This is a genomic window from Plantactinospora sp. B5E13 (assembly GCF_039871775.1).
Classification (GTDB): Bacteria; Actinomycetota; Actinomycetes; order Mycobacteriales; family Micromonosporaceae; genus Plantactinospora.
The window spans coordinates 24050-38736 of record NZ_JBDPLT010000042.1 but is presented as its reverse complement, the minus strand read 5'-3'; the positions used below and the strand labels follow the sequence as shown (position 1 = coordinate 38736).

Annotated in this window: 13 protein-coding genes; all 13 read left to right on the top strand. The window is 72.8% G+C overall.

Translation table 11 applies throughout. The features are described 5' to 3' along the window. Positions 1-48 precede the first annotated feature (48 nt). The 13 genes from ABGB05_RS28365 to ABGB05_RS28305 all read left to right on the top strand — a co-directional run bounded on the left by ABGB05_RS28365 (position 49) and on the right by ABGB05_RS28305 (position 14653). On the top strand, positions 49-1650 hold the full coding sequence (locus ABGB05_RS28365; protein WP_347656974.1) for a UDP-N-acetylmuramoyl-L-alanyl-D-glutamate--2,6-diaminopimelate ligase: 1602 nt from the start codon (positions 49-51) through the stop codon (positions 1648-1650). Then, a complete protein-coding gene (murF, locus tag ABGB05_RS28360) occupies positions 1647-3053 on the top strand; it encodes a UDP-N-acetylmuramoyl-tripeptide--D-alanyl-D-alanine ligase (RefSeq protein WP_347656973.1) in 1407 nt (468 codons plus the stop codon). Before ABGB05_RS28365 ends, murF begins: the two co-directional genes overlap by 4 nt. Before the next feature lie 43 nt (positions 3054-3096). Continuing rightward, entirely contained in the window at positions 3097-4200 is a 1104-nt protein-coding gene (gene mraY / locus ABGB05_RS28355) for a phospho-N-acetylmuramoyl-pentapeptide-transferase (RefSeq protein WP_347656972.1), read from the top strand. Positions 4201-4658: 458 nt separating this feature from the next. Then, positions 4659-6068, top strand: coding sequence for a putative peptidoglycan glycosyltransferase FtsW (locus ABGB05_RS28350; protein WP_347656994.1), 1410 nt, complete (start codon positions 4659-4661; stop codon positions 6066-6068). Then, on the top strand, positions 6068-7174 hold the full coding sequence (murG, locus tag ABGB05_RS28345) for an undecaprenyldiphospho-muramoylpentapeptide beta-N-acetylglucosaminyltransferase (RefSeq protein WP_347656971.1): 1107 nt from the start codon (positions 6068-6070) through the stop codon (positions 7172-7174). The genes ABGB05_RS28350 and murG overlap by 1 nt, the downstream gene beginning before the upstream one ends. Before the next feature lie 94 nt (positions 7175-7268). Further along, the gene (gene murC, locus ABGB05_RS28340) at positions 7269-8729 is read left to right on the top strand and encodes a UDP-N-acetylmuramate--L-alanine ligase (protein ID WP_347656970.1); all 1461 of its coding nucleotides are present in this window, start codon (positions 7269-7271) and stop codon (positions 8727-8729) included. Then, positions 8726-9643: an FtsQ-type POTRA domain-containing protein gene (locus ABGB05_RS28335; RefSeq protein WP_347656969.1), complete on the top strand. Its 918-nt coding sequence runs from the start codon at positions 8726-8728 to the stop codon at positions 9641-9643. Before murC ends, ABGB05_RS28335 begins: the two co-directional genes overlap by 4 nt. A 257-nt stretch (positions 9644-9900) precedes the next feature. Continuing rightward, the gene (ftsZ, locus tag ABGB05_RS28330) at positions 9901-11013 is read left to right on the top strand and encodes a cell division protein FtsZ (protein ID WP_347656968.1); all 1113 of its coding nucleotides are present in this window, start codon (positions 9901-9903) and stop codon (positions 11011-11013) included. Between the two features lie 9 nt (positions 11014-11022). Beyond that, a complete protein-coding gene (locus tag ABGB05_RS28325; protein WP_347656967.1) occupies positions 11023-11775 on the top strand; it encodes a YggS family pyridoxal phosphate-dependent enzyme in 753 nt (250 codons plus the stop codon). Positions 11776-11967: 192 nt separating this feature from the next. Then, positions 11968-12687: a cell division protein SepF gene (gene sepF / locus ABGB05_RS28320; RefSeq protein WP_347656966.1), complete on the top strand. Its 720-nt coding sequence runs from the start codon at positions 11968-11970 to the stop codon at positions 12685-12687. A gap of 18 nt (positions 12688-12705) precedes the next feature. After that, on the top strand, positions 12706-13011 hold the full coding sequence (locus ABGB05_RS28315; RefSeq protein ID WP_347656965.1) for a YggT family protein: 306 nt from the start codon (positions 12706-12708) through the stop codon (positions 13009-13011). Positions 13012-13051: 40 nt separating this feature from the next. Continuing rightward, positions 13052-13858 carry a DivIVA domain-containing protein gene (locus tag ABGB05_RS28310; protein ID WP_347656964.1) on the top strand — a complete coding sequence of 269 codons (807 nt, stop codon included), beginning with the start codon at positions 13052-13054 and terminating at the stop codon, positions 13856-13858. Between the two features lie 87 nt (positions 13859-13945). Further along, positions 13946-14653 (top strand): hypothetical protein, encoded by a 708-nt coding sequence (locus ABGB05_RS28305; RefSeq protein ID WP_347656963.1) that lies wholly within the window; start codon positions 13946-13948, stop codon positions 14651-14653. Positions 14654-14687: the final 34 nt, after the last annotated feature.

Below are 14687 nucleotides of genomic sequence, written 5' to 3'. Positions count from 1 at the left end.
GCCGAACAGGACATCATCGGTAGGTGCGGGCAAACCACCGGGGCGGCTGTGCGGGGTGGACCCCCCGACGGGGTAGGGTCTGACGCCGTGCCCGGCAATCCCCGTCCCCAGGCCGTGACGCCGATCCGGCTCGCCGATCTTGCCGCGCGGGTCGCCGCCGGCCCCGCCACGCGGGCCGACCTGGCCAGCGCCGAGTTGCCGCCCGGCGGGGCCGAGGTGACGGTCACCGGGATCACCCACGCCAGCGGCGAGGTACGCCCCGGTGACCTGTACGCCGCGTTGCCGGGCGCCCGCCGGCACGGCGCCGAGTTCGTCCCGGCGGTGGCGGCGGCCGGTGCGGTCGCCGTACTCACCGATCCGGCCGGGGCGGCGGCGGCCGCCGAGGCCGGGCTGCCGGCCCTGGTCGTGCCGGACCCCCGGGCGGTGCTCGGCGAACTGGCCAGCGCGATCTACGGCGACCCGACCGCCGGACTGACCGTGATCGGGATCACCGGCACCGCCGGCAAGACCAGCACCAGCTACCTGATCGAGTCGGGGCTGCGGGCCGCCGGCCACGTCACCGGGCTGATCGGCACCGTCGAGTGCCGCCTCGGTGACCTGGTGGTGGACAGCGTCCGGACCACCCCGGAGGCCACCGACCTGCACGCCATGCTGGCCGCCGCCCGGGAGCGCGGGGTCACCGCGGTGGCGATGGAGGTCTCCAGCCACGCGCTGGTGCTGGGCCGGGTCGGCGGGGTGCGGTTCACCGTCGGCGGCTACACCAACTTCGGTCACGACCACCTCGACTTCCACGCCGACGTGGCGGACTACTTCGCGGCCAAGGCGCGGCTCTTCGACGGCCGGTGCGCCGCCGAGGTGCTCAACCACGACGACCCGGCGCTGCGCCCACTGCGTAAGCCGACGACGGTCACCTACTCGGCGGCCGGTGACCCGGACGCGACCTGGCGGGCGGAGCGGATCACCGACGTCGGCTACACCCAGACCTTCACCGCGTACGGCCCGGACGGGGTGGCGGTCGAGGCGGCGGTCGCGCTGCCCGGCCGGCACAACGTCGCCAACGCGCTGCTGGCGATCGCCACCCTGGTCGCCGCCGGGGTGGACCCGGCGGTCGCGGCGGCCGGGGTGGCCGCCTGCCCCGGCGTGCCCGGCCGGCTGGAACTGGTCGACGCGCCCGGCCCGGTCCGGGGCGTGGTCGACTTCGCGCACACCCCGGACGCGACCGTCGCCGCGCTGACCGCGCTGCGGGAGCTGACCGGCGCCGACCACCGGCTGATCTGCGTACTCGGCTCCGGCGGCGACCGGGACCAGGGCAAGCGGGCGTTGATGGGCGCCGCCGCGGCCCGGGGCGCCGACCTGGTGGTGGTGACCGACGACAACCCGCGCAGCGAGGACCCGGCCGTGATCCGGGCCGCGGTGCGCCGGGGGGCCGAGGAAGCCGGCACCCCGGCCCGGATCGTCGAGGTCGGCGGCCGTCGGGCCGCGATCACGGAGGCGGTCCGGCTGGCCGAGCCCGGCGACGTGGTCGCGGTCCTCGGCAAGGGGCACGAGCGGGGCCAGGAGATCGGCAACCGGGTCGAGCCCTTCGACGACCGAGTCGAACTCGCCACCGCGCTCGCCGCCCGGTTCGACACACTGGTGGAGCAGCGATGATCCCGATGACCCTGGCCGAGATCGCCGCCGTCGTCGACGGCCGACCGGTCGCCGACGATCCACGGCTGACCGTCACCGGTCCGGTCGAGTTCGACTCCCGCAAGGTACGCCCCGGTGGGCTCTTCGTGGCGTTCCCCGGGGAGAAGGTCGACGGGCACGACTATGCGGCGGCGGCGGTCGCGCAGCGGGGCGCGGTGGGCGTACTCGGCTCCCGGGCGGTCGACGGCGTGCCGATGGTGCTGGTCGACGACGCCCGGGTGGCGATGGGTCGGCTGGCCCGCGCGGTACTGGACCGGCTGCCCGAGCTGACCGTGATCGGGTTGACCGGCTCGTCGGGCAAGACCACCACCAAGGACCTGGTCGGCCAGCTCACCGCCCGGCTCGGCCCGACGGTGGCGCCGGCCGGATCGTTCAACAACGAGCTGGGGCATCCGTACACCGCGTTGCAGGCCAACGCCGACACCCGCTACCTGGTGCTGGAGAAGGGCGCCCGGGGGATCGGGCACGTCCGGTACCTGTGTGAGATCGCGCCGCCCCGGATCGCGGTGGTGACCAACGTCGGCACGTCGCACATCGGCGAGTTCGGCTCGGTCGAGGCGATCGCCCAGGCGAAGGGGGAGCTGGTCGAGGCGCTGCCGGCCGCCGGGCTGGCGGTGCTCAACGCCGACGACCCCCGGGTGCGGGCGATGGCGGACCGGACCGCCGCCCGGGTGGTGCTGGTCGGTGAGGCCGGCGACGCCGACGTACGGGCCGAGGACGTCACCCTCGACGAGCGCGGCCGGCCGTCGTACACCCTGGTCACCCCGAACGGTCGGGTGCCGGTACGGCTCGGGGTCAGCGGACGGCACCAGGTCGGCAACACGCTGGCCGCGGCGGCGGTGGCGCTCGACCTCGGCATGCCGTTGGCGGAGCTGCCGGAGGCGCTCGGCGCGCTGGTGCTGCCCTCGACCCGTCGGATGGACGTCTTCGACCGGGCCGACGGGGTGACGGTGATCGACGACTCGTACAACGCGAATCCCGGCTCGATGGCCGCGGCGCTGCACGCGCTCGCCGCGATGGGCCGGGGCCGACGTACGGTCGCGGTGCTCGGCTACATGGCCGAGCTCGGCGAGTTCGAGCGGGACGGTCACGCGCAGGTCGGTCGTCTCGCGGCCGAGCTGGGTGTCGACCGGTTGTTGGTGGTCGGTGAAACGGCCGCCCCGATCCGGGACGGAGCGGTGGCGGTGGCGGATTGGGGAGGAGAGTCGGTGCTGGTTACCGATCAGCAGGCGGCGATCGGGCTGCTGCGGCGCGAGCTGCGGTCGGGCGACGTCGTCCTGGTGAAGGGTTCGCGTTACCGCACCTGGGACGTGGTCGACGCGCTGCGTGAGGCGGCCGTCGGTCCCCAGGGGGGCGCCCGATGAGCCACGTGACGGACGTGTCGGTTCCGGCGGAAGGCGTCGCGGCGTGAGGGCGGTTGTCGTCGCCATCTTCGTGGCGTTCCTGATCTCGCTTTTCACCACACCGATCGCGATCAAGGTCTTCACCCGGTTGAAGGCCGGTCAGCCGATCCGGGCCGAGGGCCCGATCATGCACCAGGGCAAGAAGGGCACCCCGACGATGGGCGGGGTGGTGTTCATCGTCGCCACGGTGATCGCGTACGTCGCCGGTCACCTCGCCCTGACCACCCTGCCCCACCAGCAGATCGCCCAGGTCACCCCGACGATCACCGCGTTGGTGCTGCTGGGTCTGATGGTCTTCTCCGGTGCGGTCGGCTTCCTCGACGACTTCCTGAAGGTCCGCAAGCGCAACAGCGCCGGGCTGAACAAGCGCGGCAAGCTGCTCGGCCAGATGCTGGTCGGCGCGGTCTTCGGGGTGGTGGCGCTCTACTTCCCGAGCACCGCCGGGGTGACCGTCGGCAGCACCGCGCTCTCCTTCATCCGCGACATCAACGCGCTGGAGGTCGGCAAGATCGCCTCGGTGGTCATCTTCATCTTCGTGGTGATGGCGACGACCAACGGCGTGAACCTCACCGACGGTCTGGACGGCCTGGCCACCGGCGCGTCGGTGATGGTGCTCGCCGCGTACGCGCTGATCGCGTTCTGGCAGTACCGGCACTGGTGCGCGGACGAGGCGTACGCCGCCGGCGGGGCGTACTGCTACGTGGTCCGGGACCCGTTGGAGATCGCCCTGATCGCCGGGGCGGCGGCCGGCGCCTGTGTCGGCTTCCTCTGGTGGAACACCTCACCGGCCCGGATCTTCATGGGTGACACCGGCGCGCTCGGCCTGGGCGGGCTGATCGCCGGCATGGCGATGGCCACCCGGACACTGTTCCTCCTGATCATCCTCGGCGGGCTCTTCGTGATCATCACGATGTCCGTGGTGATCCAGATCATCTCGTTCCGGACCACCGGCAAGCGGGTCTTCCGGATGTCTCCGCTGCAGCACCACTTCGAGTTGGCCGGCTGGAGCGAGGTCAACATCGTCGTCCGATTCTGGATCATCGCCGGGATCGGGGTGGCGATCGCCCTGGCCCTCTTCTACAGCGAGTTCCTCACCGCGGTCAGCTGATCCTCCGGCCACTCCGGCCAGCGGACCGGCACCCCGCCGGCCGGACGCCCCCTCTCCGGTGCCCGGTGCCCGCCCGCCGGTCGGCGTCCCGTTCGCGGCCCGGCGCCGACACGCCGGTCGGGTGATTACCCGGCGGCGGGCCCGGGCAGCGTCGATGATGGGCGGAACCGGGAGGACGAAGGGGTGGCGCGGTGACGGACGAGGCGCCACGGCGACCGGCGGGGAACGGCGGCCCCGGCGGTGGGCGTGCGGGTGCGGGCGGCCCTGACAGCGGACGTGCGGGACCGGGCGGTGCCGACGCCGCAGCACCGTCGGCCGACGGCGGCGGCCCCGACGGCGGCGGAGGACGGGCGGGCGCCGGTGCGCGTACCGCCGGTGGCGTCGCGGACCCGGCCCGGACGGGCGGCGGCGATCCGGCGTATCCGCCGGACGGTTCCGGCGTCGGCCTGGCCGGCGGCCTGGCCGCGCTGCGTGGGCTGCTGGCCCGACCGCTCGCCTCCTACTACCTGCTGATCTCCAGCACGGGGCTGCTGCTGCTGATCGGCCTGACCATGGTCTTCTCGGCCACCAGCGTCCAGGCGCTCGCCACCGACGGCAACCCGTTCACGATGTTCGCCAAGCAGGCGCTGTTCGCGTTGATCGGGCTCGGCGCCTTCTGGGCCTGCCAGCGGCTGCCGGCCAGCACCTTCCGGTCCATCGCGCTGCCGACCCTCGGCGTCGCGGTGGTGCTGCTGGTCCTGCTCGACGCGCTGCACGCGCTCGGCAGACTCACCGGCAACGCCACCCTCGGCCCGTTCCGCGCCGAGCTGCTCTGGCTGGTCATCGGCCCGATCCAGGTGCAGCCCTCCGAGCTGGCGAAGTTCGGCCTGGTCCTCTGGGGTGCCGACATGATCGCCCGGAAGGGGGCGGCGCTGGGCTGGTGGCGGGAACTCGCCACCCCGCTCTTCCCCGCCGTCGGTCTGCTCTTCGTCCTGGTCGGCTACAACGACCTCGGCACCATGCTCTGCCTGCTCGCGATCGTCGTCGGTCTGCTCTGGGCGGCCGGGGTCCGCAAGCGGGTCTTCGCCGTGCTGTCGCTGCTCGGACTGGTCGGCGTCGGCCTGCTGGTCGCCGCCGCCTCGCTTGGCGCCGGCTCCGGCGAACAGGGCGAGCGGAACTACCGGCTGGCCCGGCTGACCATGTTCATCAACCCGCCGCCGCCCGACGAATGCGGCCTCGACGGCTGCTACCAGTACCTGCAGGCCCGGTACGCGATCGACAACGGCGGCTGGTTCGGCGTCGGACTCGGCAAGAGTGTGCTCAAGTGGGACTGGCTGCCCGCCGCGCACAACGACTTCATCTTCGCCATCCTCGCCGAGGAACTCGGGGTGGTCGGCTGTGCGGTGGTACTCAGCCTCTTCGCCGTGTTGACGTACACCGGGCTGCGGATCGCCCGCCGGGTCGCCGACCCGTTCCGGCGGCTCGCCGCCACCGCCGCCACCGCCTGGCTGGTCGGCCAGGCCGTGATCAACATCGGCGGGGTGGTCGGCCTGCTGCCGATCACCGGCCTGCCGCTGCCGTTCATCTCCGACGGCGGAAGCGCCCTGGTCGTGACGATGGCCGCGGTCGGCATGCTGGCCTCCTTCGCCCGCGCCGAACCGGAGGCGGCGCGAGCCCTGCACGCCCGTCCGGCGCCCCGATGGGTCCGACTAGTCTGGGCCCCGTTGCCGCCGCTTCCCTCGGCGCGCCGACGCGGGCCGCTGCCCGCCCAGGCCCGCCGGGAACCCGGATCCGAGACCGGAAAGCGGCGGGAGACCGGGGCCGGGCCAACGGGTGGCCGGGCGAGGAGAGGGCGCGCCGGTACGACGGCGGCCGAGAGGAGACGCTGATGGGTTCGCTGCGGTCGGTGGTGCTCGCGGGAGGCGGCACGGGTGGGCACGTCTACCCGCTGCTGGCGTTTGCCGACTGCCTGCGCCGACACGACCCGGGGGTACGCGTCACCTGCCTCGGTACGCCGAAGGGAATGGAGAACGACCTGATTCCCCCGCACGGCTACGATCTGCGGCAGATTCCGGCGTATCAGCTGCCCCGGTCCGTCAACATGAACCTGATGCGTACTCCGGACCGGATGTGGAAAGCTGCCCGGGCCGCCGGAAAGGTGATCGACGAGGTACGCGCCGACGTCGTCATCGGGTTCGGCGGCTACGTCTCGGTGCCCGCCTACCTCGCCGCCTGGCGTCGTGAACTGCCGATCGTGATCCACGAGGTGAACGTGCCGCCGGGCATCGCCAACCGGCTCGGCATGCGGTTCACCAAGAACCTCGCGCTCGGCTTTCCGCACCAGCCGCAGCAGGCCGAGTCGCTGCGCAACGGCCGGGTGGTCGGAGTGCCGCTGCGGCGCGGCATCACCGGACTGGACCGGATGGCCCAGCGGGCCGCCGCCCGGCAGCATTTCGGCCTCCACCCGGACCTGCCGACCCTCTTCGTGGCCGGCGGCTCGTCGGGGGCCCGGTCGATCAACCTGGCGCTCGCCGGGGCGGCCAAGTCGCTCGCCTACGCCGGAATCCAGGTGCTGCACGTGATCGGCGCCCGCAACGAGCCGGTCAGCATCCCCCGTGACCTGCCGGTGCCGTACGTGACGCTGCCGTACCTCTCCCAGATCGAACTGGGCTACGCCGCCGCCGACCTGATGCTGGCCCGGGGCGGCGCGATGACCTGTGCCGAGGTGGCGGCGGTCGGCCTGCCCACGGTCTACGTGCCGTACCCGCACAGCAACCAGGAGCAGCGACGCAACGCGTTGCCGGTCGTCGAGGCCGGCGGTGGCGTGCTGGTCGACGACTCCGAGATGACCCCCGCCTGGGTGGAGCAGAACATCATCCCGCTGATCCGGGACCCGCGGCGGCTCTACGCGATGGGTAATGCCGCCGCGGCGTACGGCCGGCGCGACGGCGACGAGGCACTGCTCGACTTCGTCTACGAGGCGGTGACCCGGTGAGGCGACACGACGACGTCACGGTGGGACGGATCCGGTCCCGGCGCGCTGACCCGATGCCCGGGTCCGACCGGCCGACGAGTGGAAGGCTGGGGTCATGAACACCGCGCAGTTCAGTCCGGTCGGCACCCTGGCCGCCGAGGACCTGGGCACCGTACACCTGATCGGGGTCGGCGGGGTCGGGATGAGCGGGTTGGCCCGCCTGCTGCTGACCCGGGGCATCCGGGTCTCCGGCAGCGAGCTGCGGGAGTGGCCCGCGCTGGCCGGGCTGCGGGCCCTTGGCGGCACCATCCACATGAGTCACGACGCGACCAACCTGGACGGCGTCGACACCGTGGTCTACTCGACCGCGATCCCGCAGGACCATCTGGAGCTGGTCACCGCCCGGGAACGTGGGCTGCGGGTGCTGCACCGGTCGGAGGCGCTGGCCGCGGCGATGACCGGCCGGCGGACCATCGCGGTCGCCGGCACCCACGGCAAGACCACCACCACGTCGATGGCGACGCTGATCCTGCAGCGGGCCGGCCTGGACCCGTCGTTCGTGATCGGCGGGGAGATCTCCGAGGTGGGCTCCAACGCCCACCACGGCAGCGGCGAGTACTTCGTCGCCGAGGCCGACGAGAGCGACCGCTCCTTCCTGCTCTACCGGCCGTTCGTCTCGATCATCACCAACATCGACGAGGATCACCTCAACACGTACGGGGACTACGCCGGTCTGGAGGCGGCCTTCGCCGACTTCGCCCGGCTGACCGACCCGGACGGGTTCGTGGTGACCTGCGCCGACGACCCGGGCACCCGGCGGATGGCCGAGGTGCTGCGCGCCGAGGGTCGGACGGTCTACACCTACGGCACGGCGGACGACGCGGACCTGCGGCTGACCGACCTCGCCTCCTCGGCCGCCGGGCTGCGCTACCGGGCGACGATGGACGGGGAGTCGCTGGGCGAGATCCGCCTCCCGGTCCCCGGCAGCCACCTCGGGCTGAACAGCGCCGCCGCGGTGCTCACCGCCCGCAAGCTCGGGATCGGGCTGGACTGCGTGGTCTCCAGCCTCGCCGCCTTCCCCGGGGTACGCCGTCGCTTCGAGCGCAAGGGCGCCGTCGACGGGGTCCAGGTCTACGACGAGTACGCGTACCACCCGACCTCGATGACCGCCGCGCTGAAGACGCTGCGGGAGGTGGCCGGCGACGGGCGGCTGATCGTGGTCTTCCAGCCGTACCGGGTCTACCGCACCCGGGACCTGCAGGCGGAGCTGGCCGAGGCGCTGGCCATTGCCGACGAGGTGCTGGTGCTGGAGGTCTTCGGCCCGGGTGAGGTCCGGGCGCCGGGCGAGGGCGGGGTCGCGTTGACCGACGCGATCGCCCTGCCGCCGGAGCGCAAGATGTTCGTGCCGTCCTGGGAGGACGTGCCGGCCGAGGTGGCCCGGCGGGCCGCCCAGGGTGACGTGGTGGTGACGATGGGCGCGCCACCGATCTCGCTGATGGGTGACGAGCTGCTGGCCGCGCTCGCCGACCGGCCGGCGGGCACCGGCCCGGACGTGGCGACCCCGCACGCCGGATGAGTCCTGGGTCGGGCGGCCGGTCCGGCGGCCCCGGTTCGTCCCGGGACCGGTCGGGGACCCCGTCGGCCCGACGCGGCGGTCCGGCCCCGGCCGGCCGGGCGCCGCGCCCCCGGGCCACCGGCGGCCGGGGCGGGTCGGCCAGGTCCGGTGCCCGGGGTGCCGAGCGGGGCTGGCGGCTGGTCCGGGCCGGTAGCGACGCCGTACCGCCGTCGGTGCGCCGGTTCACCCAGCGGGCCCGGCAGCGGCGGTTGCGTGCCGCGCTGCCGTGGACGGTGCTCGCCGGGGTGCTGGTGCTCGTCCTGGCCGGCGCCTGGCTGGTGTACGGGACGGCGGTCTTCGGGGTCCGCAACGTCCGGGTGGTCGGGGTCGCCCTGCTGACGCCGGAGCAGGTCCGGCAGGCGGTCGGGGTGAGCGGCGACACGCCGTTGGCCCGGGTCGACCTCGCGGCGGTCCGGGCCCGGGTCGCCCAACTGCCGCCGGTGGCCCGGGTGACGGTCTCCCGGGGCTGGCCGGGCACGCTGGTGGTCGAGGTGGTCGAGCGGACCCCGGTCGCGGTGGTGCCGCAGGACCGGCGGTTCCTGGTGGTCGACGGTTCCGGGGTGGTGTTCCAGACCCGGGCCGACCGACCGGCGGAGCTGCCGGTGGCCCGGGTCGCCAGGCCCGGACCGGAGGACGTCTCGACCCGGGCGGCGCTGGAGGTGCTGGCCGCGTTGACCCCGGAACTGCGGGAGCGGCTCGCCGAGGTGGTGGTGGAGGCGCCGGCCCGGATCACGGTCCGACTGCAGCGCGGTCGTACGCTGCTGTGGGGCGACTCGTCGCGCAGCGACACCAAGGCCCAGGTGGCCACGTCGTTGCTGGGTGAGAAGGGCGACACCATCGACGTCCGTACCCCGGACGTGGTGACGATCCGCTGATCCCGCGACGCGCCGGGGGTGGCCGCCCCGGGGGTGGATTGTGGGCGGGCGCGCCGACACGCCGCGCAGGTCCTTGGCTCCCGCCGCGCGTACGCATACGTTGCCCGGAGAGGATCAATGGTTGACATAACTGTAGACCTCTAGTAGAGGGTGAGGGTTACCCTTCGCCTCCTCGTACCGAATGGTTGTCGGCCTCGCCCCGGCCGGATCGCCGGGCGGGGTGGCGCCCCCCGCCGAGATCGAAGGAAAGGACCCCGATGACACCTCCGCACAACTACCTGGCGGTCATCAAGGTCGTCGGCATTGGTGGCGGCGGAGTCAACGCCGTCAACCGGATGATCGAGGTCGGGCTCAAGGGCGTCGAGTTCATCGCGATCAACACCGACGCCCAGGCACTGCTGATGAGCGACGCCGACGTCAAGCTCGACGTGGGCCGGGAGCTGACCCGGGGGCTGGGCGCCGGCGCCAACCCCGACGTCGGCAAGAACGCCGCCGAGGACCACCGCGACGAGATCGAGGAGGTACTCAAGGGCGCCGACATGGTTTTCGTCACCTGTGGCGAGGGTGGCGGCACCGGCACCGGCGGTGCGCCGGTGGTGGCCAACATCGCCCGTAAGCTCGGCGCGCTGACCATCGGTGTGGTCACCCGGCCGTTCTCCTTCGAGGGCAAGCGGCGTCAGGTCCAGGCCGAGGCCGGTATCGACGAGCTGCGCAACCAGTGCGACACGCTGATCGTGATCCCCAACGATCGGCTGCTCGCCCTCGGCGACCGGGGGATCAGCATGATGGACGCCTTCCGGCAGGCGGACCAGGTGTTGCTCTCCGGTGTGCAGGGCATCACCGACCTGATCACCACCCCTGGTCTGATCAACCTGGACTTCGCCGACGTGAAGAGCGTGATGAGCGGCGCCGGCAGCGCGCTGATGGGGATCGGCAGCGCCAGGGGGGACAACCGGGCGGTGGAGGCGGCCGAAGCGGCCATCTCCAGCCCGCTGCTGGAGCAGAGCATGGACGGGGCCCGGGGCGTGCTGCTCTCCATCGCCGGCGGCTCCGACCTCGGTCTCTTCGAGATCAACGACGCCGCCCAGTTGGTCACCGACGCGGCTCACCCGGACGCCAACATCATCTTCGGTGCGGTCATCGACGACGCGCTCGGCGACGAGGTACGGGTGACCGTGATCGCGGCCGGCTTCGACGGCGGCGCCCCGGCGTACAAGCCGGTCGACGCGGCGCGTAAGCCCGGGCAGCCGGCCGTGCCGCATGCGGCGACCCCGGTGTCGTCGCCGCCCGTCGCGACGCCGAGTCCGCAGCCGCGCCGGGTCCTCTTCGACGACGTGGACGTCCCCGACTTTCTCAAGAACGGCTCCTGACCACACGCGATGGCCCCACCACCCCTTCCGGCGCCGGACGCGCGCCGGGCGCAACTCGCGGAGAACCTGACCTCGGTACGGGCCCGGATCGACCGGGCCTGCGTCGCCGCCGGCCGGGATCCGGCCGAGGTCACCATGGTCGCGGTGACCAAAACGTACCCGGCTGACGACGTCGTGTCACTGGCCGGGCTCGGGGTCACCGACGTGGGAGAGAACCGGGACCAGGAGGCGGCCCCGAAGGCTGCCGAGGTCTCGGCGGCCGGGGTGGACGTCCGGTGGCACTTCGTCGGCCAGGTGCAGCGCAACAAGGCCCGTTCGGTGGTGCGGTACGCCGACCTGGTCCATTCGGTCGACAGCGTCCGGCTGGCGGTCGCCCTCGGTGAGGCGGCGGACCGGCACCGGGACCGGGACCGGCCGCTGGCGGCGCTGGTCCAGGTCAACCTGGACGGTGCCGCCGACCGGGGCGGGGCGCTGGTCGGCGGCGGTGACCGGGACCGGGAGGTCGGGGCGGTGGCCGCCGCGCTCGCCGGCCGCCCGGAGCTGCGACTGTCCGGGGTGATGGCGGTCGCGCCGCTGGACTGGGAACCGGAGCGGGCGTTTGCCCGGCTGGCCGAGGTGGCCGCCGGGCTGCGGGCCGACCATCCGGACGCCGTCGTGGTCTCGGCGGGGATGAGTGGTGACCTGGAGGCGGCGATCCGCCACGGCGCGACACATGTGCGGATCGGTAGCGCGTTGCTCGGAATGCGTAGCACGCTGCGGTAGCCTGACAACCGGACACCAAACTACATCAGTGTTGTTTGAGGCGGCATCCCCACTGTCGGGGGGCTGGGTGTGGCCGGATCAACGGCCGTGCCGGGGTTGACGTCTCAGGCCGGTGGGCACTGCAGTGTTCACGCGCGTGACAGTGGCACGGCACGGGGGTGTGTCGCAGGCGGCGGACGGAGGGGCGCGGCGATGGGTGCACTGCGCAAGGCGGGGGTCTGGCTCGGACTCGTGGAGGAGGACGACGAGCGGACCTACGACGACGGTGGTTACGAGAAGGGTGGCTACCGCGAGTCGCGCTACCGGCAGAGTCGGTACGCCGACGAGTTCGCCGACGACGACGACGAGCAGGACAGCCCGCCGCCGCCCCGGTCCCGGGTCGGTGAGCGCGGCCGGCTCTCCGAGCGCGGTGTGGGCCGCGGCACCGACCACGACCGGTCGGAGTCGGACCGTCCGGAGCGGACCGAGCGCGCCGAGCGATCGGAACGGACCGAGCGGGCCAGCGTCCGCTCGATCAGCCGCTCCGGTTCGACCGACGGGTCGAGCGGACTGACGTACCCCACCCGGGACAACCTCGCCCTTGCTCCGCAGGCCCAGGTGCGGGAGCGGGTGGTGCCGCCGGAGCCGGAGCAGCGCTACCAGATCACCACTCTGCACGTCACCACGTACCGGGAGGGGCGCACCATCGGTGAGCACTTCCGGGACGGTGTCCCAGTGATCATCAACCTCACCGAGATGGACGAGGCGGATGCCCGCCGATTGGTCGATTTCGCGGCCGGCCTGGCCTTCGGGCTGCGGGGTACGATCGAGCGCGTGACCAACCGGGTGTTCCTGCTCTCACCGGCCAATGTCCAGGTCACCGCGGAGGACAAGGCCAAGATCGCTGAGGGCGGGTTTTTCAGCCTGAGTTAGCCCAACCGAGGGATCACGTTGCTGAACATCCTGTTTCAGGTTCTCTACCTGGTTCTGTACGTCTTCCTTGTGGTGCTTTTGGCCCGTTTTGTCTTAAGTGCCGTCCTGCAGTACGGTCGCCGTTGGCAGCCGGGCCGGGGTGCGTCGGCCGGAATGGAGTCGGTGTGGAGCGTCACTGATCCGCCCCTCAAGGCGTTGAGGCGTGTGATCCCTCCATTGCGAATTGGTACCGTGAGCATCGACCTGGCCTCCCTTGTGCTCCTGGTTATCCTGTTCGTGCTGATGAGATTCGTGCTAGAGCCGCTGATCAGGTCCACGATTTGACCAGCGCGCTACGCGGCCGCAACTGACCCGAGGAGTTTCGATGCCGCTGACCCCGGCCGACGTCCACAACGTCGCCTTCAAGAAGCCGCCGATCGGCAAGCGGGGGTATGACGAGGAAGAAGTCGACGCTTTTCTGGACGAGGTCGAGCGCGAGCTCGCCCGTCTGATCGAGGAGAACAACGAGCTTCGCGCCCAGGTGGAGCGCGGCGGCCGCGGCGGCGCGCCAGCCGGGCCGGGCGCCGACCCGCGACTGGCCGCCGAGCTCAACGACGTCAAGGCCCAGCTCGACCGGGTGCAGCGCGACAAGGCGGCGGCCGAGCAGGCGGCCCGGGCGATGCAGGCCGAGCTGGAGCAGGTGCGGGCCCAGGGCGGTCCGGCGGTGACCGGCGACGGCGAGCAGCAGGCCCTGCGGGTGCTGATGATGGCCCAGCGGACCGCTGACGACCATGTCTCGGACGCCCGCCGGGAGGCCGACAAGCTGCTCTCCGACGCCCGGACCAAGGCCGAGGAGGTCACCCGGGAGGCGCGGGCCAAGGCCGACGCGCTGGAGCGGGACGCCCGCCAGCGGCACCAGGAGGCGATGGGTGGCCTCGACGCCAAGCGGACCGCGCTGCAGAAGCACATCGAGGAGCTGAAGCAGTTCGAGCGGGAGTACCGCACCCGCCTCAAGGCGTACCTGGAGAGCCAGCTGCGGGACCTCGACGGTCGCGGCCAGGGCCTCGAGGTGGAGATGACCCGGACCGACGGCAATCGGTCCGGCGGCTCCACCCCGGGTCTGGCCACCGCGGGCCTGGCCAACTCCTACGGCGCGGGCGGACGCTCCGGCGCGCTCGAGGCCGGTCGCTGACCCCGGTCGGCACCATGGTTGATTCCGGGTCGACAGCAGGGGCGTCGTCCCGTATGACAACTGGAAACGATGTGTCGGGGGTGAGCGGTGATAGTCGGCAGTCTGTTGCTCATCCTCGTCGCCGTCACGTTGCTCGTGCTCGGCCTGGCGATCGGGTCGAGTGGGCTGCTGATCAGCTCGATCGCGGCGAGTCTGCTGGCCGCGGTCGCGCTGGTGGTGGGGGCCCGGCAGGCCGCGACGGGTCGGGGCGGACTTGTCGGTGACGAGCCGTTCGGTGACGACGGAATGGCGGTGGGTGGCGACGGCGAGGTGCCCGGCGGGGCCCGCCCTCGCCGGCCCCCGACCAACACCCGGGTCGCGCCGACCGACGCCCGGGTGGCTGGCGGTCACTCCACCGGCCCGGCCGCGACGGTGCTGACCGAGCCACTACAGGTTCCGGTGCCCGCCCAGACGATCCGGTCCGGCGCGGCGCTCGACGACTCCGGCTGGCGGCAACCGGCCGGCGGGTCGGCGCCGACCGGCACCGGACCGGACGGGCAGTCGGCGGAGGACGATCCCGGCGACGAGCCGGCGGCACAGCGGGTCTCGCCGGTTGACGCGGCAGCGGTGGCGACGCTGACCGCCGAGGTGTACGTCGTCGACGGCCGGCCCCGCTACCACCTGGCGGACTGCCCCCACCTGGACGGCCGGCAGAGCGAACCACTGCCGGTGGGTGAGGCGGCCGAGCTGGGATTCACCCCGTGCGGCCGCTGCGAGCCGGCCAGCACGTTGCTCGCCGACGCGCCGCCACGCTGAGCCGGACGGAACGTCGATGGCCGAGGTGCCGACC